We start from the raw sequence: 24961 nt of genomic DNA, 5'->3' as shown, positions 1-24961 counted from the left end.
TTCCGGAACGATCAATAAAAATGCCTGTGCCCGGCGGTTTTCTTCCGGGCACAGGCATTTTTGTTTGTTACAGGTCAGTAAGCAGTTCCATTTCCTGCTGCAGTTCGTTTAAAAAGCATTCGGCAGCCTTGGACAGAACCTGATAACGCTTCCAGATAATGGAGGCCTTGGCTTCGATCGTGGGGGAGAGAGGGCGGAAACAAAGGTTGCTGTCTCCACTCACATTGATCAGCTTATCAAAGCAGACCGCATACCCAAGTCCTTCCTCTACCAGCAGCGAGGCATTGAACACCAGATTGTAGGTGGCCACCACATTCAGCTTTGAAATGTCCTGCCCGAACCAGTTGGACATGGGCCAGGCATCGGCTTTCTGGGCGGAAAGAATCAGCGGCTTATCCAGCAGGTCCTGAGGCTGCACAGCATCCTTTTGTGCCAGTGGGGAATCCCGGCGCATCAAAACGCCCCAGGTATCGTGAACGGGGATCTTGATGGTATTGTAGATGCTGGTATCCACCGGGCTGTAAACCACGCCGAAATCGATCAGTCCCCGGTCCAGATGTTCCTGCACAAAGGCTGCGTTTCCGCTGAGAATATGGTAGTGGATGTCCGGATGTTTTTCCTGAATGTGTTTGGCGGCTCTTGCGAAGATACGAATCAGGTCCGATTCACCGGTACCGATGTACACGTCTCCGGCAACCACTTCGTTGGACAGGGAAATCTCGCTTTCCGTCATCCGTACCAGCTCCAGAATCTCCTCCGCCCGTTTGCGCAGCAGCATGCCCTCCTCGGTCAGCAGCACCTTGCGGGAACCCTTGGTTCCACGAATCAGCAGCTGCTTGCCCAGCTCGTTTTCCAGCGCCTTTAATTGGGTGGAAAGGGTAGGCTGAGAAAGATGCAGCGATTCTGCAGCCGAGGAAATATTCTGTTCCCGGGCTACCGCCAAAAAGTATTGCAGCACGCGAAGCTCCATGTTCACCACCTCCTGGTTCCAGTATAATTGAAAATTCTATAATTTTCAATTATGAAAATGCATCAAATATAAGTATTTGATATAGCATTTCTGCCGCTTTATAATGAAGCCAGAGATCAGGACCAACAAAGGAGGTTGTTGTATTGGAAAAGGAAATGTTGAAAGGAAAGGTAGCCATCATTACCGGCGCCAGTTATGGTATGGGTCAGACCATGGCAGAGTTGTTTGCCGAGGAAGGCGCTGCCGTAGTGCTTACGGCCAGAGGGCAGGAAAAGCTGGATGAGGTGGTGCAGGGCATTCGCGCCAAAGGCGGCCGCGCAGTGGGTGTAGTGGCGGATGTCTGCTCTACCGAGGATACACAGCGGGTGTTTGAGACCGCCCTGCGCGAGTTTGGGGATGTGGATATCCTTATCAACAACGCGGGAATCGGTGAACAGAAGATGATTGACGAGACCGATGATGACTGGATGCTGTATGTGATGAATACGAACCTGGGCGGCCCCATGCGGTATATCCGGGAAGCTTTGAAAATCTTTATGCCGAAAAATGACGGCGTCATTATCAACATTTCCTCGGTGAACGGCGAGCGCCCCTTCTGCGGAGCCACCTATACTTCCACCAAGGGCGCGCTGAACACCCTGACCAAGAATGTGGCCATGCGGCTCATTGATACCAACATCCGGTGCAATGCGGTAGCCCCCGGTGCCACGGTGACCCCGGCTCACATTGCCAACAAGGCCGGGGAACAGCCCGGCGGGGCAAAGATGCTGGAGCACAGCGGGCATTTCGTGTATTTCCCCGGCCCGGAGTGCGACCCCATGGATCAGGCCTACGCCTGCCTGTTCCTGGCCAGCAAGATGGGCCGTCATGTCAAGGGCCAGGTCATTCAGGTGTGCAACGGTGCATTCCTGTGAGCAACGAAAAAGAGGAGGCGATTTGAGTGATTCAACTGCTGATTGATCTGCTGACTCCGATCTTCACATCAATGGGCGTCAGCACAACCGACGTGCAGACCTATGTGAACATGCTCAGCGGCTATATTTACACCATTATTGGTCTGTTGGCAGCGGCTGTTGCAATCATGGTGGCCGCCCATTTCCTGGTAAAAAAGGGAACGCGTCATGTGGTACGCTGGAGCGCAGCACTCGCCTGGGTTCTGGCCGTGGCGATCATCGCCAACATCATGTGCTTTGGGCCGCTTTACAACAATCTTTCGCCCATCATGAACACCCGAGCCCAGGTGAGCGAGGGGTCGATTGCAAACAGCAAAGCGGTGATCAGTGAAGTCGGTGAGGAAGGCATGGTCCTTCTGGAGAACAACGGCGTTTTGCCGCTGGCTGATACTACCAATCTGAATGTGTTCGGCTGGGCGTCCACCAATCCAATCTTCGGCGGTACCGGTTCCGGCTCTTCGGATAACAGTTCCTCTGTGGGAATTCTGCAATCGCTGACCGACGCCGGCATTTCCTACAATCAGGAAATCATCGACATGTACACTGAATACAGCCCCACCCGCAACCTGGGCGGTAATGTGGTAAGCGTTACCTATACCGACTGGTCGCTGCCGGAGCCGCCGGTAGAATATTATACCGATGAACTGATGGCCAACGCGCAGGAATTTTCCGATACGGCGATGATTGTCATCTCCCGTTCCGGAGGCGAAGGGCAGGACCTCCCCACTGATATGAATGCCATCATCCACGGTACCTACGACCTGCGGGATGCCGTGGCGAACGGCAACGAGAACTACAATTACACCAACTGTAACTACACCAACAACAGCACGGAATACGATGACTTCGACCCGGGCGAGAGCTACCTGGAGCTGAGCAACACCGAAGAGGCCATGATCGAAACGGTCTGCTCCGCCTTTGACAAGGTTGTGGTGGTGATCAATGCCAACAACACCATGGAGCTGGGCTGGGTGGAGCAGTACCCCCAGATTGGTGCCGTCATTCTGGCTCCCGGCACCGGCGAGAGCGGCATGTCTGCGCTGGGCGAGATTTTGAACGGCTCAGTGAATCCCTCCGGCCGCACGGTGGATACCTATGTGTACGACGTGAAGCAGACACCCTGGTACAATAACTTCGGCAGCTTCACCTATAACAATGTGGACGATCTACGCGCCGCCCTCACCCAGGCGGACCCCGCCTATCAGGGCGTGATTGCCTTCGTCAATTATGTGGAAGGTATTTATGTGGGCTATAAATTCTACGAAACGGCCGCAGAGGAAGGTCTGATTGATTACGATGCCGCGGTTCAGTATCCCTTCGGCTACGGTCTGAGCTATACCAGCTTTGCTCAGGAGATCACGGAGTTTTCCGACAATGGGGATACCGTGTCTCTCACAGTCAACGTAACCAACACTGGCGATGTGGCCGGTAAGGACGTGGTGGAGGTTTATTTCACACCGCCTTACACCAACGGCGGCATTGAAAAGGCTTCGGTCAATCTGGTGCAGTTCGCAAAGACCGCCCAGCTGGAGCCGGGCGCGTCCGAGACGGTCAGCTTCACCATCGACAAGGAGGATTTCGCCTCTTATGATTCCGGCTGCATCAAAACAGCCAATGGCGGCTATGTGCTGAAGGCAGGGGAGTATGTACTGTCCATCCGCTCGGATTCCCACATCGTGCTGGACAGTGTGACCTTTACGGTGGAGAGCGATGTGGATTACAGTGTAAGCGGCCGTCCGTCTGACAGCGCTGTGCCTACCAATCAGTTTCAGGACTATTCCGCAGGCAACGTGACCTACCTTTCCCGCGCAGACGGCTTTGCCAACTATGCCCAGGCGACGGCAGCTCCCGCACAAGAAACCTATGCCATGGATGCGGATACTCTGGCCCGCATTACGAAAAAATCCGTGGCCTATTATGATCCCACACGGTACGACGATCCGAATGACGAAATGCCCGTTACTGGTGCCAACAATGGCTTGAGCCTGGCGGATTTTACCGGCAAAGCCTACGATGACCCGCAGTGGGAGGAGCTTCTGGATCAGCTGACTTTCGATGAAATGTTCAACCTGGTAAATCTGGGCGGCTTCCAGACGGTGGCCATGAAGTCGGTGGGCAAGGTGCAGACCATGGACTCCGACGGCGGCACTGGACTGAACGACTGGTATATCGGCGTATTTGGAACCTCGTTCCCCACGGCAGTGCTGATCTGCCAGACCTGGAACACCGAGCTGACCTACCGCACTGGCGAGGCGCTGGGCGCGGAGTTTGCCGATTGTGAGATCTGGGGCTGGTACGGCCCGGGCATGAACACCCACCGCAACGCCTTCTGCGGCCGCAACTTTGAGTATTATTCCGAGGACGGCGTGCTGGGCGGCTATATGGCGTCCGCCATGGTAAACGGCGGCACCAGCAACGGGATCTATGCCTACATCAAGCACTTTGTCCTCAACGATCAGGAGACCAACCGCTGCTCCTTCCTGCTGACCTATTCCGACGAACAGGCCATCCGGGAGATCTACATGAAGCCGTTTGAGATATGCGTGAAGGCAAACCGGGACATGGGCGGCGCTGCTGCCGGATATCCCATGGCAGTGATGACCTCCTTCAACTTCATCGGCGATGTATACTGCGGCGCCAATCCCGACCTGCTCAACGATGTGCTGCGGGACGAGTGGGGCTTCCAGGGTATGGTGCTCACCGACTGGGATGGCTCCTATGGCTACCAGCTCACCGACGATGTGGTGCGGGGCGGCGGCGATCTGATGCTGGGCTTTTTGCAGCACGAATCCAATCAGCTGACCGACCGGGATTCTGCCACCCTGGTAAAGGCGATGCGTCAGGCGGCGAAGAATATCTTCTTCACCACTGTGAACAGCGGCGCCTATACCCGCAGTGCCTCCGGTACCGGCCTCAGCCCCATGGTGAAGACCTTCATTGCCATTGATGCAGGCATCCTTGCCGCAGTGGCAGCGGTGGAAGCCATTGTGATTGTGCGCTGGCGCAAAAAGAGCAAAACCAAGGTCTGAGTCTTGAAAAACGGTCCTCTCTGATTTGTGGAAGAAAGAAATAAAAAACACCTGTGTCCCCGGCGGAGGCTCCAGCCGGGGGCACAGGTGTTTTTGCGAGAGAGTTCTTTTTCCTTTCCGTCGCGGCATCCGTGGAGCAGGGGGCGCTTAATAGCGCGGAAGGATGTGGGCTTTGTGACATAAAACTTAAATAGTTTTTTGCTATGCAGGTGCATTAATGATAAGTATTTGATATGAGTTTTTCTCGCAACTATAATGAAAAAGGGAAAGAAATGGCAAACGTCAGGTTTTTCCCGGTACACAAAGAAACGATTGCCATCGTTACCGGCGCAGAAATCAAGAGGGAGCGTAAGGTGTATGGTCCATACCATTACGGAACAGGATTTGATTATCAATTTAAAGGCCGCGGGGGTTGACGGCGCATTGCTCCAGGAGTTTCTGGATTGCTGGAAAGCAGGAAAAACGAAGGAACAGCTTCGGCTGCTGGCGCAAAAGCGAGAAGGCCTGCTGGAGCGGGTCCATCGGGAGGAAAAGCAGATTCAATGCCTGGACTATCTGGTTTATCAAATTGAGAAGGAAGAAAAGCATTGAATCAAATCCTTCCAATGCAGCAGGCTGAACAATATGATGCATTTGTCACATGAAAGGAGAAAAACAATGAGCGAGTATATTCATGCTTTGAGTGAGAATGTGGAGCGAACCCATGTACGCTATCCCAATCGATATGGCCTGATGCTGGCCGGTGATTTGTACACTGCAAAGGATATGGACAAAACGAAGCCTCAGATGGCGTTGATCGTAGGCGCGCCCTATGGCGGCGTCAAAGAGCAGGGGCCTTGCGTCTACGCCAACGAGCTGGCCCAAAGAGGCTTTGTCGTGCTGACCTTTGACCCCTGCTATATGGGCGAGAGCGGGGGTGAGCCCCGGCATGTGTCGTCCCCGGAGATGTTCACCGAAAACTTTAGCGCAGGCGTGGATTTCCTGGGCCTTCAGCCCTTTGTGGACCGGGGGAAAATTGCCGTTCTGGGCATTTGTGGCAGCGGCGGTTTTGCGCTGGCAGCCACTCAGGTGGATACCCGTATCCGTGCGGTGATCACCACCAGCATGTATGATATGAGCGTAGCTGCCCGATTGGGTCAGTCGCAAGAACAGATTCTGGCGGCTAAGCAGGCTCTGGCGGCGCAGCGCTGGAAGGATGCCGAAAATGGATATATGCCCGAATATATCCCGTTCTTCCCGGAGACCCCCATGGAAAAGGTGCCCGAAGGCTTGGAGGAGCCTACTGCCGAGTGGTTCCGGTTCTATGCTGTCAAAAGAGGGCATCATGTGCGTGCACGGGGCGGCTTCACCACCACCAGCAATATTCCCCTGATCAACTTTGATCTGCTTAGCTACCTGGATGAAATTAGCCCCCGCCCCATTCTGTTTGTGGTGGGTGACCGGGCACACTCCCGCTTCTTCAGCGAAGAGGCATACGCCAAGGCGCAGGAGCCCAAGGAGCTGTATGTGGTGGAAGATGCAGAGCATATCGATTTGTATGACCGCACAGACCGTATTCCCTTTGATAAGATTGAGGCGTTTCTCAAAAGCACTCTGAAATAACAGGAGGAATAGATTATGTTGGGGAATTTCACATATTGCAACCCGACTAAGCTGTATTTTGGCGAAGACGCCCTGAAAGGGCTCTATCAGGAGCTGCCGAAGTATGGTCAGAATGTGCTGCTGGTTTACGGCGGCGGTTCCATCAAGAAAAACGGTATCTATGATGATGTCATGGCGATCCTCAAGGAATGCGGCAAGACGGTTGTAGAGGACAGCGGCGTAATGCCCAACCCCACCGTAGAAAAGCTGTATGAAGGCTGCGGAGAGCACAGGAAGGCAAGGTGGATCTGATCCTCGCGGTTGGCGGCGGTTCTGTTTGTGATTACGCCAAAGCGGTTTCGGTGTCCACCCATTGCGAGGAAGATCCTTGGGAAAAATACTATCTGCGCATGGAAGATGTGGATAACGAAATCATCTCGGTGGGCTGTGTGCTAACGATGGTGGGCACCGGATCGGAAATGAACGGCGGGTCGGTCATCACAAATCCGACTCAGAAGCTGAAGATCGGCCACGTGTTCGGCGAAAATGTCATGCCTCGATTCTCCATTCTGAATCCTGTGTACACCTTCACTCTCCCGAAAGAGCAGATGGTGGCCGGTTTCTTTGATATCATGAGCCACATTCTGGAGCAGTATTTCTCCGGCGAGGACGACAACACTTCCGACTATGTGATGGAAGGACTGCTGCGCTCTCTGATCCACAGTTCCCGCATTGCGGTCAAGAATCCCACCGATTACGAAGCACGCAGCAATATCATGTGGATCGCAACCTGGGCACTGAATACCTTTGTAGCCAAAGGAAAATCCACCGACTGGGAAGTGCATATGATCGGCCAGTCCATCGGGGCTTATACCAATGCCACGCACGGAATGACGCTCTCCTCAGTGTCCATTCCGTATTATCGGTTTATCATGCCCTATGGCCTGCAAAAGTTCAAGCGCTTTGCGGTGAATGTATGGGATGTGAACCCGGAAGGCAAAAACGACGAGCAGATTGCCGCAGAAGGCCTTTCCGCCATGGAAGCATGGATGCGGGAAATCGGGCTGGTGATGAACGCAAGAGAGCTGGGTGTCACAGAGGAGATGCTGGATGGAATCGCCCAGGGCACCTTCCTTCTGCAAGGCGGCTACAAGGTGCTGAGCCGTGAAGACGTTGTTCGCATTGTGAAGGAGAGCATGCAGTAAAAGGGAGAGAGTGCCCGTGAATATTTTAGTCCTGAATGGGAGTCCCCGGGCAAACGGCAACACTGCCTCCATGGTCAATGCCTTTGCAAAGGGGGCACAGCAAAGTGGCCATCGGGTAGAGGTGGTCAGTATCTGTCAAAAGAAAATTGCCGGCTGCCTGGCCTGTGAGTATTGCCATACCAAGGGCGATGGCCGGTGCATTCAGCAGGATGACATGCAACAGGTTTACCCTCTGCTTCAGGAAGCCGAGATGATCGTATTGGCGTCACCCATTTACTATCACAGCTTCACGGGTCAGCTGCAGTGTGCCATCAATCGTATCTACGCTTTGGATAAGCCGAAAAACCTCAAAAAAGCTGCCCTGATCATGAGCTCCGGCAGCAACCATGTCTACTGTGGTGCCATCTACGAGTACCAGAACTCCTTTTTAAACTATCTGAAGCTGGAGGACATGGGTATTTTCTCCGCTTTTGACAAAGAGAACAAGTCAGAGGCATAGCTGGAGGAACTGCGGCAATTCGGGCTGCAGCTGAAATAAGTCTTCCTGACCGTATTTAACAAACAAGGGGGAGGTTTCATGAAAAAAACAGGGTGCGTTCTGCTGGTGGGCCTGTGTGCGGCTTTGCTCACTGCCTGTGGCTTTGGTGGCTCATCCGCGTCGGATGTGGGCAGCCTTCCTGCTGTGGAAAGCAATGTTCAACAGGTGACGGAGGATATGCAGCTGAGTGAAACCAGTGGTTCAACTGAAAACAACAGTGAATCCTCTTCGGTTGAGGACAATACAAATGCCGACATTACTGTGGAGAAGGAAACCTCCGATGAAGAAAGTGAGGAAGAGGCCATCGTGCAGCAAAATACGTTTTATGTGAGTGTGGGAGAAAAAGTTTTTTCTGCAACCTTTGCCGACAATTCCGGTGCGCAGGCTTTGAAAGAGCTGCTGGCAGACGGAGACATTACGATTCGGATGAGTGATTACGGCGGCTTTGAAAAGGTGGGCTCCCTCGGTCAGAGTTTGCCCACAGAGAACAGCCAGACGACCACCCAGGCCGGTGATATTGTGCTCTATCAGGGAAGTCAGATCGTGATTTTCTACGGCTCCAACTCCTGGAGTTATACACGGCTTGGCAAAATTGATGACCTGGCCGGATGGCAGGAAGCGCTGGGAAACGGAGATGTTGCTGTGACTCTCTCGATGCAGGATAAATAATATGCAATAACAACAAAGCCGCAAAATCATCTGATTTTGCGGCTTTTGTGCATATTGTGCATATTGAAAAAGTGTGGCGAAGGTGGCAAGAGAGTAAGTAAAAAGTGAATAAGTAAAACCCCCGGATGCTAATGCATCGGGGGTTTTCTGGTGGACCTGGAGGGATTCGAACCCTTGACCTCTGCGATGCGAACGCAGCGCTCTCCCAACTGAGCTACAGGCCCGTATGAAGATTACCTTTCATATTTTACTCCATTTTTTTGAAAAGTCAATACCCAAAAGTAAAAAATCGAGCACGTTTTTGATTTTCCGGCCAGAGCAGTTCAAACGCAAAGAAGCGGTTTGAAAACGCTCTGGCCGAAGAAATCCAATTCAGCGAAGGCGCAGTTGCCAGAAGGCCACAGCACTGGCGGCGGCAACGTTCAGCGAGTCCACACCGTGCTCCATGGGGATCATCACGGTGTAGTCGCACCGGGCAATGGTATGATGGCTCAGTCCGTCGCCCTCAGTGCCCAACAGAACGGCCAGTTTTTTCTCCTGCCGCAGCTGCGGGTCGTCGATGGAGATCGCCCGGTCATCCAGCGCCATGGCTGCCGTGGCGAAGCCGTGCTGGTGCAAAAGTCCCATGCCGGCCTCCGGCCAATCGGCTGGGCAGTTGGCGATGCGTGCCCAGGGTACTTGAAAGACAGTGCCCATGCTCACCCGTACCGCCCGGCGGCACAGCGGATCACAGCAGGTGGGTGTGAGCAGGACCGCGTCCATGCCAAGAGCGGCGGCCGAGCGGAAGATCGCGCCCATATTGGTGGAGTCCACAATGCCCTCCAGTACGGCAATACGCTGTGTGTTGCTGAGCAGCAATTCGGCATTTTTCGGCTCAGGGCGCTGCATGGCGCACAGAATGCCTCGGGTGAGGGCATAGCCGGTAAGACTGGCCAGTACATCCCGATCGGCGGTGTAAACCGGTGTTCCGGGGCAGCGTTCCATCAATGGGGCGCCTTGCCCCTGCAAATGCCTCCGTTCCATTAAAAAGGAAAGGGGAACACAGCCGGCGTTCAGAGCCAACTCGATTACCTTCGGGCTTTCGGCGATGAAAACACCGCGCTCGGCTTCCATCCGGGCGCGTAGTTGGGCTTCGGTCAACCGGGCGTACACATCCAGTTCCGGGGCGGATAAATCGGTGATTTCGATGATCTCATTCATATTATAATATACTCGCTTGTATTACAGAGTGGATTGACGAGAAAAGCAGGCGCTTTTCTCTGTTCAGAATGTTTTTATTATAGCATGCCGGAGACCACAGCGCCAGGCGAAGTAAAACGAAGAATAAAACCTGTTGCGCGGTATGACATATTTCGCTACTATTATATTAGGCAATGATACGCCCAAGCGGCCGAAGACACTGTAGCGTGCGGTGCTAAGGTACGAAAAAGATAAATGGTGGGAAATTTTACGTGAAAAAAAGCAATCGCAAACAGGTGTGGGAGGCAGTGAAGAGCATCATGTTGGTTTATGCCGACCCCATTATGCTGCAAACCCTGAACTGCCTGCTGAATATGAACGGCTACCAGGTCGTAAATTCCTTTCAGACCGGGCGTAGCGCTCTGCGCTTTTTAAAGAGCGGCCCGCAGGTGGACCTTGTTTTGCTGGGCTGCTATCTGCAGGATATGGACACCGTGCGATTTCTGCGGCAGATGGAGCAGGAATGTGCAGACCGACACCTGCGCGTGATTCTGACCGGTCCGGCCCGGTATATTGAACTGGTGGAACAGGGTCACTTGTCAAACTGTGTGGATTATTATATGATAGAGCCATACGATTCGGACGATCTGCTGTCGGCACTGGCGATGTTTTCGCCGGCACGCCGCTTCCCTCAGGTCACACCGCTGGATAAAATCATTCACCGTCAGCTTCGCGTGCTGGGCGTTTCCGATACAATGGAAGGATATTGGTATCTGGGTGGCTGCCTGCAGGAGTGGCTGCGCCTGATCGGCGACGGACAGGTTCCCCAGATGAAAAGTGTTTTGCCGGATGTGGCGCGTTATCATGGGGTGGCGGTAAAAGCGGTGGAAAGCGGGATTCATCGGGTAATCCTGCAGCTGAAAAAGGAGGGGAAGATTCCTGCTCCTTACCAAAAGATGAAGCCGTTTCTCGGCTGGCTGGCAGATCGCGTCTGGGCGGAATCCTTGCAGGAAGGTTTGAGCGACGGTTATGAACAAGAGCCTGGAACAACAACTGTATGAAGAAAATCAGAGGGGGGCACTGTGCTCCGGCCTCTCTCACGAGATTTATCAGGCACTGTCTGCGATCCGGGCTTCCAGCGGTCTTTTGCGTCAGGCAATGGGCAAAGAGTCTCCCCAGGCTTACGGTCAGCTGAGCTGGGTTTTTGAAAACATCGATCAAAGCACCCTGCGGCTCAGCCGGGTGGCGGAAAACCTGCAGGATCTGTTGCAGGCGGAACGGGGCACGCTGGTGCCGCGTCTGGAATCCCTGGACCTGCAAAGCCAGTATTCCGAGGCCATGGAGCTGCTGACCAACGGCGCGAAGCTTTACGGCATTACGCTGGAATGGGAATGCGATTTGGAAAAGCCGCTCTTCCTTTCGGCAGACAGCGACTGGGCCGATAAGATCCTGCTGCATCTGGTGACCAACGCAGTGTTGTGCAGTGAGCGGGGGCAGACGGTGAAAGTTTCGCTGCGGCTTCAGGAAACAGCGCTTGTCCTTACGGTAGAGGACCGGGGGCCGGGCCTGCCCGACTGGGTGCAGGAGCATCTGTTCGAGGCGTTTGTGGGGCAATATAATCCCATGGGCGAGGGGGCGGCCGCGGGCGCGGGGCTGGGCCTGTATCTGGCGTATATGTATGCAGGTGCCATGGGCTGGACACTGGAGCTGAATAGCTCGAAGCAGGGAACAAGAGCCAGTGTTCTGGTCCCTCTTGCTCCGGCTGACACTTCGGTAACTCCTGCTGCCGAGTCGGTGCTGCGAAGCGATGGGGGCGGCTGGCAGGGCTCTGTGCAGCGAAGCCGCATTTTGGCAGAGCTGGGTGTATGGCAGGCCCGCAAGCTTGTCAAGGAAGAACAGGAAGATGGGTAAAAGGGTTACGCCGGGGAAGCATTTCCCCGGCATTATTTTTTGTTTATTGTTTACAAGAAATACGTTTTATTGTAAAATAGGAACAAATATAATATGGATCAGGCGGTGTATTGGTTTTGGATACAAAATACAAGCGTATTTTATTGAAGGTCAGCGGGGAGGCGCTGGCGGGCAGCAAGGGCACCGGGTTCGACGAACCCACCATGGAGGCCATCTGCCGCGGCATCAAGCAGGCATATGATCTGGGGGTACAGATCGGTCTGGTCGTGGGCGGCGGCAACTTCTGGCGTGGCCGCTCCAGCGGCAGCATGGAACGCACCTGCGCCGATAAGATCGGCATGCTCGCAACGGTGATGAACTGCCTTGCAGTGGCAGATCAGCTGCGTCAGCTGGGCGTTCCCGCGCAGGTCCAGACCTCGATCGTCATGCCTCAGGTGGCTTCGGTCTTCACCCGTGACAGTGCGGTGGAAAGCATGGAGGCCGGCAATGTGGTTCTGTTCGGCGGCGGCACCGGCAATCCGCTTTTCTCCACGGATACCGCCAGTGCGCTGCGTGCCATCGAGACGGGCTGCGACGTGATGTTCAAAGCCACGATGGTGGACGGCGTGTACGACAAGGACCCGAAAAAATATGCGGATGCCGTGAAGTACGACCAGCTCACCTTTACTGAGGTGCTGGAAAAGAACCTGGCCGTAATGGATGGCACTGCTGCCACCCTCTGCCGGGAGAACAAGCTTCCGATTCTGGTGTTCGACCTGAAGGACCCGGAGAATATCGCAAGAGCGGTGCGCGGTGAGACCATCGGTACCCTGGTCGTGGAGGAGTAACAGCGCAGTTTTGATAAAACAGCGCTGAAAACCGGCTGCGTGCTGCTGCCGGAAGAGCAAAGAGCATAGGATTCGGCCCCGGGCCGAAGAAAAGGAGTATAACACATGAGCACTTACACCAAGCCTTACGAAGACAAGATGACCGGCGCCATTCACCATCTGGGCAAAGAGCTGGCCGCCATCCGCGCCGGCCGTGCCAACCCCGCCATTCTGGATCGGGTTGCAGTGGACTACTATGGCACCCCCACCCCCATCAATCAGGTGGCCGCGGTGGCTGTGGCGGAAGCGCGCATTCTGACCATCACTCCCTGGGATACCTCTCTGATCCATCCCATTGAGCACGCTCTGCTGGTCAGCGACATCGGCATCAACCCCACCAACGACGGCCGTGTGATCCGTCTGGTGTTCCCCGCTCCCACCGAAGAGCGCCGCCGTCAGCTCACCAAGGATGTGCAGAAGCTGGGCGAGGAGACCAAGGTTGCGGTGCGCAATGTGCGTCGTGAGGCCATGGATAAATTCAAGACCCTGAAAAAGAACAGCGAGATCACCGAGGACGACCAGAAGAATCTGGAAGAAGAGATGCAGAAGATCACCGACAAGTTCGTCAAGCAGATCGATAAGGATTGCGAGGCCAAGAACAAGGAGATCATGGAGATCTGATTCTCGGGCAACAAAAATCATGTGCCGCGTGCGAGTTTTGCGCGCGGCACCACTTTGTAACAGGAGAGATTTGTGCTTATGCCACAACCGGAGAATTTTGCAAAAGGGCTCAGCATCGGCATTATCATGGACGGCAACGGCCGTTGGGCCAAAAAGCGGGGCCTTCCCCGGACTGCCGGCCACAAAAAGGGTGCGGAGGTCTTTCAGGATATTACCCGTTACTGCAATTCCATTGGGGTGGAGTCGGTCACCTTCTATGCCTTTTCCACCGAAAACTGGAAGCGTCCTTATGAAGAGGTGGGCGCGATCATGAAGCTGTTCGGGGAATACTTGATCAAGGCTTTCGATTACGAAAAGGAAAACAACCGGGTCGTCTTTCTGGGTGACCGCAGCGCTCTGGAGCCCAAGCATCAGAAGCTGATGAACGAAATCGAGACCAAGACCGCCCACAATACCGGCATGACGCTGAACATTGCGGTAAACTACGGCGGCCGGCAGGAGATTGTGCGTGCGGCGCGTATTCTGGCGGAAAAGGTGCAGAACGGCGAGCTTCGGCCGGAGGAAATCACCGAAGACATGATGAGCGCCCATATGTATACTAGCGGTCAAAAGGACCCGGACTTCATCCTGCGGCCCAGCGGGGAGAAGCGCCTGTCCAACTTCATGCTGTGGCAGGCCGCCTATTCGGAGCTGGTGGAGATGGATGTCCTTTGGCCGGATTTTACCCGCGCCGATCTGGATTTGGCCATTGAGGAGTTCAACCGGCGCAGCCGTCGCTTTGGCGGGATTTGAGCATTGCGGAAAGAAAGGAAAAGCCTGTTGTGAAAACAAGGATCATAACTGCCGCGGTGGGCCTTTGCGTGCTGGCCGTGGTCATGCTGATGTTCAACACCCTGGTGTTTGAAACCGTGGTCGCTCTGATCGCCATCATTGCCGTTCACGAAATTTACAAAGCGTTCGCATTGGGCGAAAAAGAATCACACATTTTTATCGCATTTGTCCCGTATACTTTTCTGGTAATGTTCTCCCACGTACCAGCGGTAAAGGCGTTGCTGGTTCCCGGCAGCTATCTGCTGGCGGTGTATCTGGCGGTGTGCCTGTTGTGGCACAACCAGACCCTGAGCGCCGCAAAGCTGGGGGGCATGGTAGTGTTCAGCGGACTGATGATTGCCTGTTTTTACTCCATTGTGTTCATCAAGAATCATCTGAACAACCAGTTTGAGTCCATCTATCTGATCATGATGATCCTGTGCTTTGCCTGGGGTGGTGACAGTGCGGCCTATTTTGCAGGCTGCTACTTCGGCAAGCACAAGCTGGCGCCGGTGGTCAGCCCCCACAAGACCATTGAGGGAGCCATCGGCGGTGTACTGGGCTCCGGCGTGCTGGGTGTATTGTGCACCCTGGCGGCGCAGGAACTTTCGGTCCATCTGGCGGGCGGCAAGGCCTGCCTGCTGCTGGAGCGCATGTCCGCCAGTGCGGCAAGCTATCTGGTGGTGTTTATCCTGGGTATGCTCTGCTCACTGCTGGGCATTCTGGGTGATCTGTTTGCCAGTGCGGTAAAACGCCAGTGCGCCATCAAAGACTATGGCACCATCTTCCCGGGCCATGGCGGCATCATGGACCGGTTTGACAGCGTCACTTTCATTGCGCCGGCCGCGGCTCTGCTGGTTTGGCTTACCACAACGTTTTTGAAGTAACGAGGAACAGAAAATGGCTAAGAAACTTACTTTGCTGGGCTCCACCGGTTCCATCGGTACCCAGAGCCTGGATGTGGCTCGCGCTCAGGGCTATGAAGTATACGCTCTGGCGGCAAATTCCAATGTGGATCTGCTGCTCAAGCAGATCGAAGAGTTTCACCCCGCCTATGTGGCGGTTGCGAATCCGGCCGCCTGCGACCAGCTGGCTGCGCGTCTGGGCGGCGTGGCTGGCGCGCCCAAGCTTCTGCGCGGCGCGGAGGGCATTGTGGAGCTGGCCAAAATGGAAGGCCCGGATGTAGTGCTCAACGCAGTGGTGGGCATTGCGGGCCTGGGCGCGACCCTGGCTGCGCTGGAAAACGGGCACGATGTGGCCCTGGCCAACAAGGAGAGCCTGGTCACCGGCGGCCATCTGGTTACCGAGGCTGCTGCCAAGCATGGCACCAAGCTGCTCCCGGTGGACAGCGAGCACTCCGCCATCTTCCAGTGCCTGCAGGATGCCCATTCTGCCAAGACACTCACCAAGATTTTACTCACTGCCTCTGGTGGCCCCTTCTTCGGGATGAAGAAGGAAGAGCTGGCAGGCAAAACCCGGGCGGATGCCCTCAAGCACCCCAACTGGAATATGGGTGCAAAGATTACCATCGACTCCGCCACGCTTATGAACAAGGGCCTGGAGCTGATCGAGGCAGTCTGGCTGTTCGGCCTGCCGCCGGAGAAGATTCAGGTTGTGGTACAGCGTCAGAGTATCATTCACTCCATGGTGCAGTTCAGCGATAACTCCATCCTGGCCCAGCTGGGCGTGCCGGATATGCGTATTCCCATTCAGTATGCGCTCACCTGGCCGGACCGGTTCCCGGGTTGTGCACCCGAGCTGGATTTCACCCAGCTCAAGTCTATCACTTTCGATGTGGCGGACGAGGAGACCTTCCGCTGCCTGGCAGCCTGCAAAAAGGCCATTGCCAAGGGCGGTCTTGGTCCCTGCGCGGCCAACGGTGCCAACGAGGAGGCCGTCCGGCTGTTCCTGGAGGATAAGATTGGCTTTTTGGACATTGGCCGTCTGGTGGAGGCCGTGGTGGACAGTGATTCCTTCGGCGGAAGCTATACGCTGGCCGATGTGTATGAATGCGACCGCATGGCCCGGCAGTTTGTGCTGAGCCACATTTAACAAGAAAGAGAGATTATTCGCACATGGCAACAATCCTTACCCTCATCATATCGGTGTTGATCTTTGGCCTGGTGGTTATGATCCACGAGCTGGGGCACTTTGTCTGCGCCAAAAAGGCCGGGATTCAGGTGAATGAATTTTCCATCGGCATGGGGCCTGCTCTGTTCACCACGGTGCGGGGCGGCACCCGTTACAGCGTGCGTGCATTGCCCATCGGCGGCTATGTGAGCATGGAAGGGGAAGATGAGGAGCTGGAGAAGCCGGAAACCGGCGATGCACTGCAGGAACTTGATACGGCGGAGGAGGAACAGCCCAAGGGCCTGCCCTTCCCAAAGGTAAAGGTCTGGAAGCGGATCATCGTGGTGGCGGCTGGTGCGATCATGAACCTGATCCTGGGCTTTCTGGTTTTGCTGGTTATGATGGCCTTTGGCGATCCCGGTGCCAGCAAAACCGTAGGCTTTGTGGAGGAAGGCTCCCCGGTGCAGGCTGCTGGTCTGCAGGTGGGAGATGAAATCCTGGCAGTAAACGGCCATCACTGCTTTGTGATGAACGATGTGCTGTATGAGCTGCAGCGTACCCCGGACCAGAGCGCGGACCTGACCGTGAAACGGAATGGCCAGGTCATTCAACTGGATAACGTGGGCTTTGATCTGGTGGAAAACGGCGATTCCGTGACCATGAACATCGGCTTCAAGGTCTATGCACTGGAAAAGAACGTGAAGACCGTGGTCTCGCAGGCCTTCAATTACACCCTGTTCTACGCCCGGCTGGTCTTCCGTTCTCTGATCGACCTGGTGATAGGCCGGGTGAGCGTGAACGAGCTTTCCGGCCCGGTGGGCATTGTGTCTGCCATCGGGCAGGCGGCAAGCATGGGTGTGGCTGAAGTGCTGTCCCTGCTGGCGCTGCTCACCGTGAACCTGGGCGTGTTCAACCTGCTGCCGGTGCCTGCGCTGGACGGCGGCAAGCTGGTTTTTCTGGTGCTGGAGGGCATCTTCCAGCGGCCGATTCCCAAGAAATTCGAGATTCTGGTGAATGCGGCAGGCATGTGCTTTTTGTTCGGGCTCATGCTCTTCGCCACATTCAACGACATCATTCGTCTGTTTTAAAAGCAGGAGGATAAGCAATCATGCGTAAGGTCAAACGTGAAGTGAAAATCGGCAATCTGGTCATCGGCGGGCACAACCCGGTGGCGGTCCAGACCATGCTGAATGTACCTGTGGCGGATATCCCGGGCAATGTGGCCCAGGCCAAGCGGGTGGTGGAAGCCGGCTGCCAGATTCTGCGGGCCAGTGTCCCCAGCCTGGAGGACGTGCGCATCGTGGAGGCCGTGAAAAACGCAGTGGATGTGCCCTTTGTAGCCGACATCCATTTCAACTACAAGATCGCCCTGGCCTGTGTGGATGCGGGCGTGGATAAAATCCGCATCAACCCCGGCAATATCGGCGCGGACGAAAACGTGCGCGCAGTGGCCCGGGCCTGCAACGCCAAGAACATCCCCATCCGCATTGGTGTGAATGCGGGCAGCCTGGAGAAGGAGATTCTGGCCAAGTACGGCGCGCCGGTGCCGGAGGCTCTGGTGGAAAGCGCCATGTACCATGTGGCCCTGCTGGAAAAGCACGACTTCAACAACATCGTGATTTCCATCAAATCCAGCAACGTACCCACCATGATGCAGGCCTACCGTCTGCTCAGCGAGAAGTGCGATTACCCGCTGCACGTGGGCGTGACCGAGGCAGGTACCTATCGCATGGGTCTGATCAAGTCCGGCATGGGCATCGGCGGTCTGCTGCTGGAGGGCATCGGTGATACCCTGAGAGTTTCCCTGACCGACGATCCGGAGAAGGAAGTGCAGGCTGGCTACGATATCCTGCGTGCTGCCGGTCATGCGGTGGGCGGCCCGGAAATCATCAGCTGCCCCACCTGTGGCCGCACCAACATTCAGGTGGCTCAGATTGCCGACGAGGTGGAAAAGCGCCTGAAGGGTTACAAAAAGCCCATCAAGGTTGCTGTAATGGGCTGCGTGGTGAACGGCCCCGGTGAAGCCCGTGAGGCAGACATCGGTATTGCCGGCGGCAAGGATGAGGCGCTGCTGTTCATCCGGGGTGAAAAGATCCGGATGCTGCGGGGCGACATTGTGGGCCAGCTGGTGGACGAGATCTATAAGCTGTGATGTGTTTTTGAGCCTGCGGGCGGGATTTTCCTGCCCGCAGGCCATTGCTTTGTAAGAAAAAGGAGACAACCCCATTGAAACCTTTGGTAACACAACTGTGGCCCCAGTTCACGGTGGACGAGACCTTTGCCCGCTGCTTTGCGGGGGTGCTGGTGGAGCATGTGGAGATGCTGCGCCTGAGCCGGAAGATCCGCATCCATCTGCGCAGCGGCGCGCCGCTGCCGGTGAATCTGTGCGACCGCCTGTGCACCTCGCTCAGCCCCTTGTTCGACGGCTTTCAGGTGGAGATCCAGAACAGCTTTCCCTACGAAACCATCACGCCGGAGAGCATCCAGAAGCTGATCGGTGAACTGCGGGACGAGGATTATCCGGTCAACGGCTTTTTGGACCATGCCGCCATCGACATCGAGGGCCAGCTGATCCGGCTGCACATCAAGGTGGGCAAAAAGATTCTGGAGGAGATTCAGTTTCCGCAGGCGCTGGCCCAGCGCATCGAGCAGCGCACCGGAACTCTGCCCCAGGTGGAGCTTGCCCAGACCGGCAAGACCGCCACAGTAGAGGAATGGGAGAAAAAGGTGCTGCAGAAGGTGCCCACCGTCAAGTTTGAGGAGAAGAAGGGCCTGCCGCCCATCAAGATTCCCGGCCTGGACCTGACCGACAAGCCGGTCAAGCTGTTCCATGGCAAGAACTTCAAGCCCGGCGAGCTGACCCCGCTGAAGGAGCTGGGCGGCGACGGCGGTCGCGTGATGATCTGGGGCGACGTGTTCGCGGTGGAGGTGAAGGGCAACTTCCAGAAGAGTTATATCGTCTCCATCACCGACTATACCGGTTCCATCAACCTGAAGCTCCGCAGCCGGGAAGGGGAGGACTTCAGCAAGTGGGAGGAGCTGAAAAAAGGTACCACCCTGGTGCTGAAGGGTGAATGCACCTACGATAAATACGAGCACGACTATGTGGTCTATCCTTACGACGTGCTGCAGGTGGAGCGTCGCAAGCGGGAGGATAACGCCCCCCAGAAGCGGGTGGAGCTGCATCTGCACACCAAGCTCAGCAGCATGGACGGCTTCTGCGACCCGGGCGAGATCGTGCGCACCGCACACCGCATGGGTCACCGGGCCATTGCCATCACCGACCACGGTGTGGTACAGGGCTTCCCGGAAGCGATGCTGGCGGCAGATGCCATCCGCAAAAGCGACCCGGACTTCAAGGTGATCTACGGCGTTGAAGCCTACTTTGTGGATGATATGATTCCGGTGCTGTACGGCGAAGCCACCGGCCCCATGAGCGGCAGCTTTGTGGTGTACGATACCGAGACCACCGGTCTGGACCCCAACACCGAGTTCCTCACCGAGATCGGCGCGGTGGTGGTGGAGAACGGCCAGATCACCGAAACCTTCGGCACCTTTGTGAACCCGGGCAAGCCCATCCCGCCCAAGATCGTGGAGCTCACCGGCATCAACGACAGCATGGTGGCGGACGCCCCCACGCCGGACGAGGCGGTGCGTATGTTTGCGGAATTTGCGAAGGGCCGGGTGCTCATCGCCCACAATGCCCACAAGTTCGATATGCGCTTCATGCACATTGCTGCCAAGCGGGCGGGCATCGAGCTGGAAAACGCCTACATCGATACCCTGCCCATGGCCCAGAATCTGTATCCGGGCCTGCGCAATTATAAGCTGGATACCATCAACGACCATCTGGAGATTGAGCCCTTCAATCATCACCGGGCGGTGGATGACGCCATGGCGCTTGCCAAGATCTTCTGCAAGATGCTGGAGGATCTGACGGAAAAGAAGATCGAGCGGCTGGAGGATATCAACATCGGCCTGGGCGGCGGCAACAAAGAGGTCATCAAGAAGAAGTATTATCACCTAATTATTCTGGTGCGCAACCAGGTGGGCCTGAAAAACCTGTACAAGATCGTCAGTGAGGCCCACACCAACTACTTCTTTAAGAAGCCCCGGGTGCCGCGCAGCATTCTGAACAAGTATCGGGACGGACTTTTGATCGGTTCTGCCTGTGAAGCAGGTGAACTTTACAGGGCTGTCGTGGAGGGCCAGAGCTTCGAAAAGCTGTGCCAGATCGCGGAATATTACGATTTTCTGGAGGTTCAGCCTCTGGGGAATAACGAATACATGGTGCGGGAGCATCTGGTGGATTCCATGGACAAGATCCAGGACTTCAACCGGACTATCATCAAGCTGGGCGAGGTGCTGAACAAGCCGGTGGTGGCCACCGGCGACGTGCATTTCCAGGACCCGGAGGACTCGGTCTACCGAGCGGTGCTGCAGGCCGGAAACGGCTTTAAGGACGCAGATAATCAGGCTCCACTGTACTACCGCACCACCGAGGATATGCTCAACCAGTTCAACTACCTGCCCAAGGAAAAGGCCTTTGAGATCGTGGTGACCAACCCCAACAAGATCGCCGACATGGTGGACGGGGGAGTGCGGGCCATTCCCAAGGGTACCTTCCCGCCCTCCATCGAGGGCGCCGAACAGCAGCTGCGTGATGCCACCTGGAACACTGCCAAGAAGCACTACGGTGACCCCTTGCCGGAGCTGGTGCGGGCCCGGTTGCAGCGGGAACTGGATTCCATCTGCGGCCACGGCTTTGCGGTTCTGTATGTAATTGCTGTAAAGCTGGTTGCCTTTTCAAACCAGAATGGCTATCAGGTGGGCAGCCGTGGTTCGGTTGGCTCCTCTGCGGTGGCCCATTTCTCGGGAATCTCCGAGGTAAACAGCCTGCCGCCCCATTATCTGTGCCCCAACTGCCAGTACAGCGAGTTTATCACCGACGGCAGCGTGGCCGACGGCTTCGACCTGCCGGACAAAAACTGCCCCTGCTGCGGCGCGCCTCTGATCGTGGACGGCCACGACATTCCTTTCGAGACCTTCCTGGGCTTCGACGGCGACAAGGAGCCGGATATCGACCTGAACTTCTCCGGTGAGTACCAGAGCTTTGTGCACCGGTACACCGAGGAGCTGTTCGGCAAGGAGTTCGTGTTCAAGGCAGGCACCGTGTCCGGCTTACAGGATAAGACCGCCTACGGCTACGTGAAAAAATATCTGGAGGAGCGGGGCCGCATCGTGAACCGTGCGGAGGAGAACCGGCTCACCCAGGGCTGCACCGGCGTGAAGCGTACCACCGGCCAGCACCCGGGCGGCATGGTGGTTGTGCCGGATGTGCACGAGATCCAGGATTTCTGTCCCATCCAGCACCCCGCCGACGATAAGGAAAAGGGTGTGCTTACCACCCACTTCGAATTTAAATACCTCCATGATACCCTGCTCAAGCTGGACGAGCTGGGCCATGATGTGCCCACCATGTACAAGTATCTGGAGAACATGACCGGCATCCCCATGGAAAAGGTGCCCATGAACGATACCAAGGTGATCAGCTTGCTGGTATCCACCGAGGCGCTGGGTGTTACCCCGGAGCAGATCGACAGCCAGACCGGTACCTTCGGCATCCCGGAGCTGGGTACCCCCTTCGTGCGGCAGATGCTCATCGAAGCCCAGCCGAAGAACTTCAGCGACCTGATTCAGATTTCCGGCCTTTCCCATGGTACCGACGTTTGGAACGGTAACGCACAGGATCTGATCAAGGATGGCGTGTGCACCATTTCCGACGTGATCGGCTGTCGTGACAGCATTATGACCTACCTGCTGCACAAAGGCCTGGAGCCCAAGCTGGCCTTCAACATCATGGAGCTGACCCGAAAGGGCAAGGTGGCAAAAGGCGGTTTCCCGCCGGGAGCAGAGGAGACCATGAAGGAGTGCGGCGTGCCGGACTGGTACATGGATTCCTGCCGTAAAATCAAGTACATGTTCCCTAAGGCCCACGCCGTGGCCTACCTGATTGCGGCCATCCGGCTGATGTGGTTCAAGGTGTACCATCCCCAGGCGTTCTACGCCACCTACTTCACCGTCCGCGGCGACGACATTGACTACGAAGCAGCGGTGGGCGGTGTGAAGGTGGCCCAGCAGCATCTGAAAGAGGTAAACGCCCGCCTGCGGGAGGAGCGGAAAGCCAAGGACGAAGACATTCAGGTTTCGCTGCAGCTGGTGAATGAGATGCTGGCCCGGGGCTATGAGTTTCTGCCCATTCAGCTGGGCAAGAGCCGGGCCACCCAGTATGTGGTGGAGGACGGCAAGGTTCGTCTGCCGTTCACCTCGCTGAAGGGCGTGGGTGAGTCCGCCGCCGTTGCGCTGGAGCGTGCCACCATTAACGGGCAGGAATACCTGTCCATCGAGGAGCTTCAGCAGGCCACCGGCGTTTCCAGCGCTGTGATGGAGAACCTGAAAAATGTGGGTGCACTGGGCGGTCTGCCGGATACCAGCCAGGTGAGCTTCTTCTGAGTGTTTGATTCTCGCAGCATGCCTTTTGACGCAGCAGGCGAGAAAAGAAATCTCAAACAAAAGAGCGAAACGTGTTCGTGAAACGCGTTTCGCTCTTTTTATTATGGCGCACGAGAGTAGGAAATACAAAAAATACCCGTCACAAAACGTGACGGGCGTGAAAATCTTTTTCGTCGAGGGCCATTTTTTCGGCTAGAATGGGAAAATTTGCAGTGGAATCAAGAGAAATGCAAAAATATGCACTTCGCTCGCCGAAAAAATTTAACGAGGTCCAAGCTTGGCCAGATCATTGAAGGTGGTCAGGATCTGGGGCTGTTCCAGGCGGATCTGCTTGCCGCTCAGGTAATGCAGCGAGCTTTCCTCCGGGATCTGGCCGAAGGTCAGCTGCACCGCGCACAGGGCCTGGGTTTTCAGGCCAGCCTTCTCGTTCCATTTCCGGTTGCCGTATTTGATGTCGCCCAGAACCGGCGCGCCCAGAAATGCCAGATGAGCGCGAATCTGATGGGTGCGGCCAGTCACCAGTCCGATGCGGCAGAGGGTGAAGGGGCCGATCACTTTTTCCGGGGTCACCTCGGTGATGATCTCCTTGTAGCCCTCGGCTGCGTCGGCGCGTACTTGTACCTTGTTGTTGGATTCATTGTGACGCAGCCAGGCGGTGTGGCGGCCCTTGGGCGGCTTGCCGAAGGTGATGGTCAGGTACTCCTTGCGCACGGAATCCGTGCGGATGATCTCATTCATGTCTCGCAGTGCAGCATAATTCTTTGCGGCCACCACCAGACCCTCGGTGCCCCGGTCCAGCCGGTTGCACAGCGCGGGGGCAAAGGTGTGCTCCTGCCCGGCAATATATTCGCCTTTCTGGGTAAGATAAGCGGTGAAGGCATCCACCAGGTTGGCGTCGCCGGTGCGGTCCGAGTGGCAGAGCAGGTGCGCAGGCTTGTACAGCACCGCCAGATTCTCATCCTCGTAGACTACTTGAACCGATGGCTGACGGCGGGTCGGGGCCTTGGGTGCAGGCGCGGCGGAAAAGAACTCATCGTTGATATAAAGCTCCAGCACATCTCCGGCGTGAATGCGGTAATCCGCGTCGGCCTTTTTGCCGTTCACCTTGATGCGTTTGTTCCGGAAACTCTTGTACAGCAAGCTGTTAGGCAGATTAACAGTAACGTTTTGCACAAAACGGGAAAGGCGTACGCCCTCCTCGTTGGTACCCGCGGTAAAGCGTTTCATTCAAAAGGTTCCTCTCTTTCCAATAACCTGTAAATAGTATATAATATAAAGAATAGCGCGTAAAGCGTAATTTTGAAGGGAACGGGGAACACGGCATGGCACAGCAGCAGATCCACGCAAACCACCGCCAGCGCATGCGTAAGCGGTTTGAAGAGACCGGCTTCGACGGCTTTTCCGACCATGAGGTGCTGGAATATATCCTGTTTCATGCCATTCCCCGCAAAGATGTGAACCCAGTTGCCCACGCGCTGCTGAATCACTTCGGCGGGCTGGACCGGGTGTTGGAGGCCAGTGAGCAGGAGCTCACCCAGGTGGAGGGCGTAGGTCCTGCCACCGCCCGGCTGATCTGCCTGTTTCTGGCGGTGGACCGGCGCTACCACCAGCACAAAACCCGCCCGGTGCGCACCGTGAAAAGCCTGGAAGAGGTGGGCGAGCACATGGAGTCGCTGTTTTACGGCGCCCGGGTGGAGCAGGTCTACGCCATGTATCTGGACGACCGCAACCACATCCTCAAGGTGGAAAAGTGCTTCGAGGGCACGGTGAACGCCTCGTCAGTGTTTGTGAACGTGCTCAGCAGCCGGATGATCACTCTGGGCGCCACCCAGCTGGTGCTGGCCCACAACCACCCCAGAGGCTTCGCGCTGCCCTCCCGTGAGGATATGAACCTGACCAGCCAGATCCGCCAGAAGCTGGGGACCCTTGGCTTGAAGCTGGTGGACCATGTGATCGTGGCGCCGGACGGCTATATCTCCCTGCGGCAGAGCGACCGGTTCCAGAGCCTGTTTACCTGAGGCCGCCGGCAGAAACACGCGGCCCTGC

20 protein-coding genes, 1 tRNA gene and 1 pseudogene are annotated in these 24961 nt (G+C 56.0%); 18 read left to right on the top strand and 4 right to left on the bottom strand.

Translation table 11 applies throughout. The features are described 5' to 3' along the window. Nucleotides 1-67: 67 nt before the first annotated feature. Nucleotides 68-970 (bottom strand): LysR family transcriptional regulator, encoded by a 903-nt coding sequence (locus tag B5F28_RS04140; RefSeq protein WP_087293653.1) that lies wholly within the window; start codon nt 968-970, stop codon nt 68-70. Between the two features lie 143 nt (nt 971-1113). Here B5F28_RS04140 and B5F28_RS04135 point away from each other — a divergent pair, with 143 nt between their 5' ends. The 7 genes and pseudogenes from B5F28_RS04135 (at nt 1114) to B5F28_RS14685 (ending at nt 8945) form a co-directional block, all read left to right on the top strand. Then, a complete protein-coding gene (locus B5F28_RS04135; protein WP_087293651.1) occupies nt 1114-1884 on the top strand; it encodes an SDR family NAD(P)-dependent oxidoreductase in 771 nt (256 codons plus the stop codon). Nucleotides 1885-1910: 26 nt separating this feature from the next. Beyond that, the gene (locus tag B5F28_RS04130; protein ID WP_247643397.1) at nt 1911-4952 is read left to right on the top strand and encodes a glycoside hydrolase family 3 C-terminal domain-containing protein; all 3042 of its coding nucleotides are present in this window, start codon (nt 1911-1913) and stop codon (nt 4950-4952) included. Between the two features lie 357 nt (nt 4953-5309). Next, a complete protein-coding gene (locus B5F28_RS04125) occupies nt 5310-5543 on the top strand; it encodes a hypothetical protein (RefSeq protein ID WP_087293649.1) in 234 nt (77 codons plus the stop codon). A gap of 66 nt (nt 5544-5609) precedes the next feature. Then, on the top strand, nt 5610-6554 hold the full coding sequence (locus B5F28_RS04120; protein WP_087293647.1) for an alpha/beta hydrolase: 945 nt from the start codon (nt 5610-5612) through the stop codon (nt 6552-6554). A 15-nt stretch (nt 6555-6569) separates the two neighbouring features. Then, nucleotides 6570-7738, top strand: a pseudogene (locus B5F28_RS04115) (iron-containing alcohol dehydrogenase). Between the two features lie 16 nt (nt 7739-7754). Further along, nucleotides 7755-8237, top strand: coding sequence for a flavodoxin family protein (locus tag B5F28_RS04110; RefSeq protein ID WP_087293695.1), 483 nt, complete (start codon nt 7755-7757; stop codon nt 8235-8237). A gap of 78 nt (nt 8238-8315) precedes the next feature. Next, the gene (locus B5F28_RS14685; protein WP_247643396.1) at nt 8316-8945 is read left to right on the top strand and encodes a cyclophilin-like fold protein; all 630 of its coding nucleotides are present in this window, start codon (nt 8316-8318) and stop codon (nt 8943-8945) included. A 148-nt stretch (nt 8946-9093) separates the two neighbouring features. Here B5F28_RS14685 and B5F28_RS04100 read toward each other — a convergent pair. Together B5F28_RS04100 and B5F28_RS04095 are read right to left on the bottom strand one after the other, a co-directional pair. Next, a tRNA-Ala gene (locus B5F28_RS04100) sits at nt 9094-9169 on the bottom strand. Nucleotides 9170-9317: 148 nt separating this feature from the next. Then, nucleotides 9318-10145 carry a TrmH family RNA methyltransferase gene (locus tag B5F28_RS04095; protein WP_087293645.1) on the bottom strand — a complete coding sequence of 276 codons (828 nt, stop codon included), beginning with the start codon at nt 10143-10145 and terminating at the stop codon, nt 9318-9320. Nucleotides 10146-10432: 287 nt separating this feature from the next. Between B5F28_RS04095 and B5F28_RS04090 the strand changes: the two genes are divergently transcribed. The 10 genes from B5F28_RS04090 (at nt 10433) to B5F28_RS04045 (ending at nt 22915) form a co-directional block, all read left to right on the top strand. Then, nucleotides 10433-11185, top strand: a complete 753-nt coding sequence (locus tag B5F28_RS04090; protein WP_143424679.1) for a response regulator — start codon at nt 10433-10435, stop codon at nt 11183-11185. Next, nucleotides 11154-12035: a sensor histidine kinase gene (locus B5F28_RS04085; protein WP_087293641.1), complete on the top strand. Its 882-nt coding sequence runs from the start codon at nt 11154-11156 to the stop codon at nt 12033-12035. The genes B5F28_RS04090 and B5F28_RS04085 overlap by 32 nt, the downstream gene beginning before the upstream one ends. Nucleotides 12036-12151: 116 nt before the next feature. Further along, nucleotides 12152-12862 carry a UMP kinase gene (pyrH, locus tag B5F28_RS04080; protein WP_087293639.1) on the top strand — a complete coding sequence of 237 codons (711 nt, stop codon included), beginning with the start codon at nt 12152-12154 and terminating at the stop codon, nt 12860-12862. 105 nt (nt 12863-12967) lie between these two features. Further along, the gene (frr, locus tag B5F28_RS04075; protein WP_087293637.1) at nt 12968-13522 is read left to right on the top strand and encodes a ribosome recycling factor; all 555 of its coding nucleotides are present in this window, start codon (nt 12968-12970) and stop codon (nt 13520-13522) included. A gap of 78 nt (nt 13523-13600) precedes the next feature. Then, entirely contained in the window at nt 13601-14314 is a 714-nt protein-coding gene (locus tag B5F28_RS04070; RefSeq protein ID WP_087293635.1) for an isoprenyl transferase, read from the top strand. A 29-nt stretch (nt 14315-14343) separates the two neighbouring features. Beyond that, entirely contained in the window at nt 14344-15219 is an 876-nt protein-coding gene (locus B5F28_RS04065; RefSeq protein WP_087293693.1) for a phosphatidate cytidylyltransferase, read from the top strand. 13 nt (nt 15220-15232) lie between these two features. Beyond that, on the top strand, nt 15233-16384 hold the full coding sequence (dxr, locus tag B5F28_RS04060) for a 1-deoxy-D-xylulose-5-phosphate reductoisomerase (protein ID WP_087293633.1): 1152 nt from the start codon (nt 15233-15235) through the stop codon (nt 16382-16384). 23 nt (nt 16385-16407) lie between these two features. After that, nucleotides 16408-17490: an RIP metalloprotease RseP gene (gene rseP, locus B5F28_RS04055; RefSeq protein WP_087293631.1), complete on the top strand. Its 1083-nt coding sequence runs from the start codon at nt 16408-16410 to the stop codon at nt 17488-17490. Nucleotides 17491-17510: 20 nt separating this feature from the next. After that, a complete protein-coding gene (gene ispG, locus B5F28_RS04050; RefSeq protein WP_087183966.1) occupies nt 17511-18554 on the top strand; it encodes a flavodoxin-dependent (E)-4-hydroxy-3-methylbut-2-enyl-diphosphate synthase in 1044 nt (347 codons plus the stop codon). A 74-nt stretch (nt 18555-18628) separates the two neighbouring features. Then, nucleotides 18629-22915, top strand: coding sequence for a PolC-type DNA polymerase III (locus B5F28_RS04045; RefSeq protein ID WP_087293629.1), 4287 nt, complete (start codon nt 18629-18631; stop codon nt 22913-22915). 261 nt (nt 22916-23176) lie between these two features. Here the strand turns inward: B5F28_RS04045 and B5F28_RS04040 are convergent, their stop codons facing one another. Beyond that, entirely contained in the window at nt 23177-24142 is a 966-nt protein-coding gene (locus B5F28_RS04040) for an RluA family pseudouridine synthase (RefSeq protein ID WP_087293627.1), read from the bottom strand. 95 nt (nt 24143-24237) lie between these two features. Between B5F28_RS04040 and B5F28_RS04035 the strand changes: the two genes are divergently transcribed. Then, complete coding sequence (locus B5F28_RS04035) at nt 24238-24933, top strand: JAB domain-containing protein (RefSeq protein ID WP_087293626.1); 696 nt, start codon at nt 24238-24240, stop codon at nt 24931-24933. Nucleotides 24934-24961: the final 28 nt, after the last annotated feature.

It is taken from the genome of Gemmiger sp. An194 (assembly GCF_002160145.1).
Classification (GTDB): domain Bacteria; phylum Bacillota; class Clostridia; order Oscillospirales; family Ruminococcaceae; genus Allofournierella.
This window is presented reverse-complemented; position numbering and strand designations above follow the sequence as displayed.

Bases quoted from the DNA above. Each gene is read 5' to 3' on its own strand.
- B5F28_RS04140 (WP_087293653.1), bottom strand. From the start codon at position 970: ATGGAGCTTCGCGTGCTGCAATACTTTTTGGCGGTAGCCCGGGAACAG.
- B5F28_RS04125 (WP_087293649.1), top strand. From the start codon at position 5,310: ATGGTCCATACCATTACGGAACAGGATTTGATTATCAATTTAAAGGCC.
- B5F28_RS04120 (WP_087293647.1), top strand. From the start codon at position 5,610: ATGAGCGAGTATATTCATGCTTTGAGTGAGAATGTGGAGCGAACCCAT.
- B5F28_RS14685 (WP_247643396.1), top strand. From the start codon at position 8,316: ATGAAAAAAACAGGGTGCGTTCTGCTGGTGGGCCTGTGTGCGGCTTTG.
- B5F28_RS04095 (WP_087293645.1), bottom strand. From the start codon at position 10,145: ATGAATGAGATCATCGAAATCACCGATTTATCCGCCCCGGAACTGGAT.
- B5F28_RS04085 (WP_087293641.1), top strand. From the start codon at position 11,154: ATGAACAAGAGCCTGGAACAACAACTGTATGAAGAAAATCAGAGGGGG.
- frr (WP_087293637.1), top strand. From the start codon at position 12,968: ATGAGCACTTACACCAAGCCTTACGAAGACAAGATGACCGGCGCCATT.
- B5F28_RS04070 (WP_087293635.1), top strand. From the start codon at position 13,601: ATGCCACAACCGGAGAATTTTGCAAAAGGGCTCAGCATCGGCATTATC.
- dxr (WP_087293633.1), top strand. From the start codon at position 15,233: ATGGCTAAGAAACTTACTTTGCTGGGCTCCACCGGTTCCATCGGTACC.
- rseP (WP_087293631.1), top strand. From the start codon at position 16,408: ATGGCAACAATCCTTACCCTCATCATATCGGTGTTGATCTTTGGCCTG.
- ispG (WP_087183966.1), top strand. From the start codon at position 17,511: ATGCGTAAGGTCAAACGTGAAGTGAAAATCGGCAATCTGGTCATCGGC.
- B5F28_RS04040 (WP_087293627.1), bottom strand. From the start codon at position 24,142: ATGAAACGCTTTACCGCGGGTACCAACGAGGAGGGCGTACGCCTTTCC.
- B5F28_RS04035 (WP_087293626.1), top strand. From the start codon at position 24,238: ATGGCACAGCAGCAGATCCACGCAAACCACCGCCAGCGCATGCGTAAG.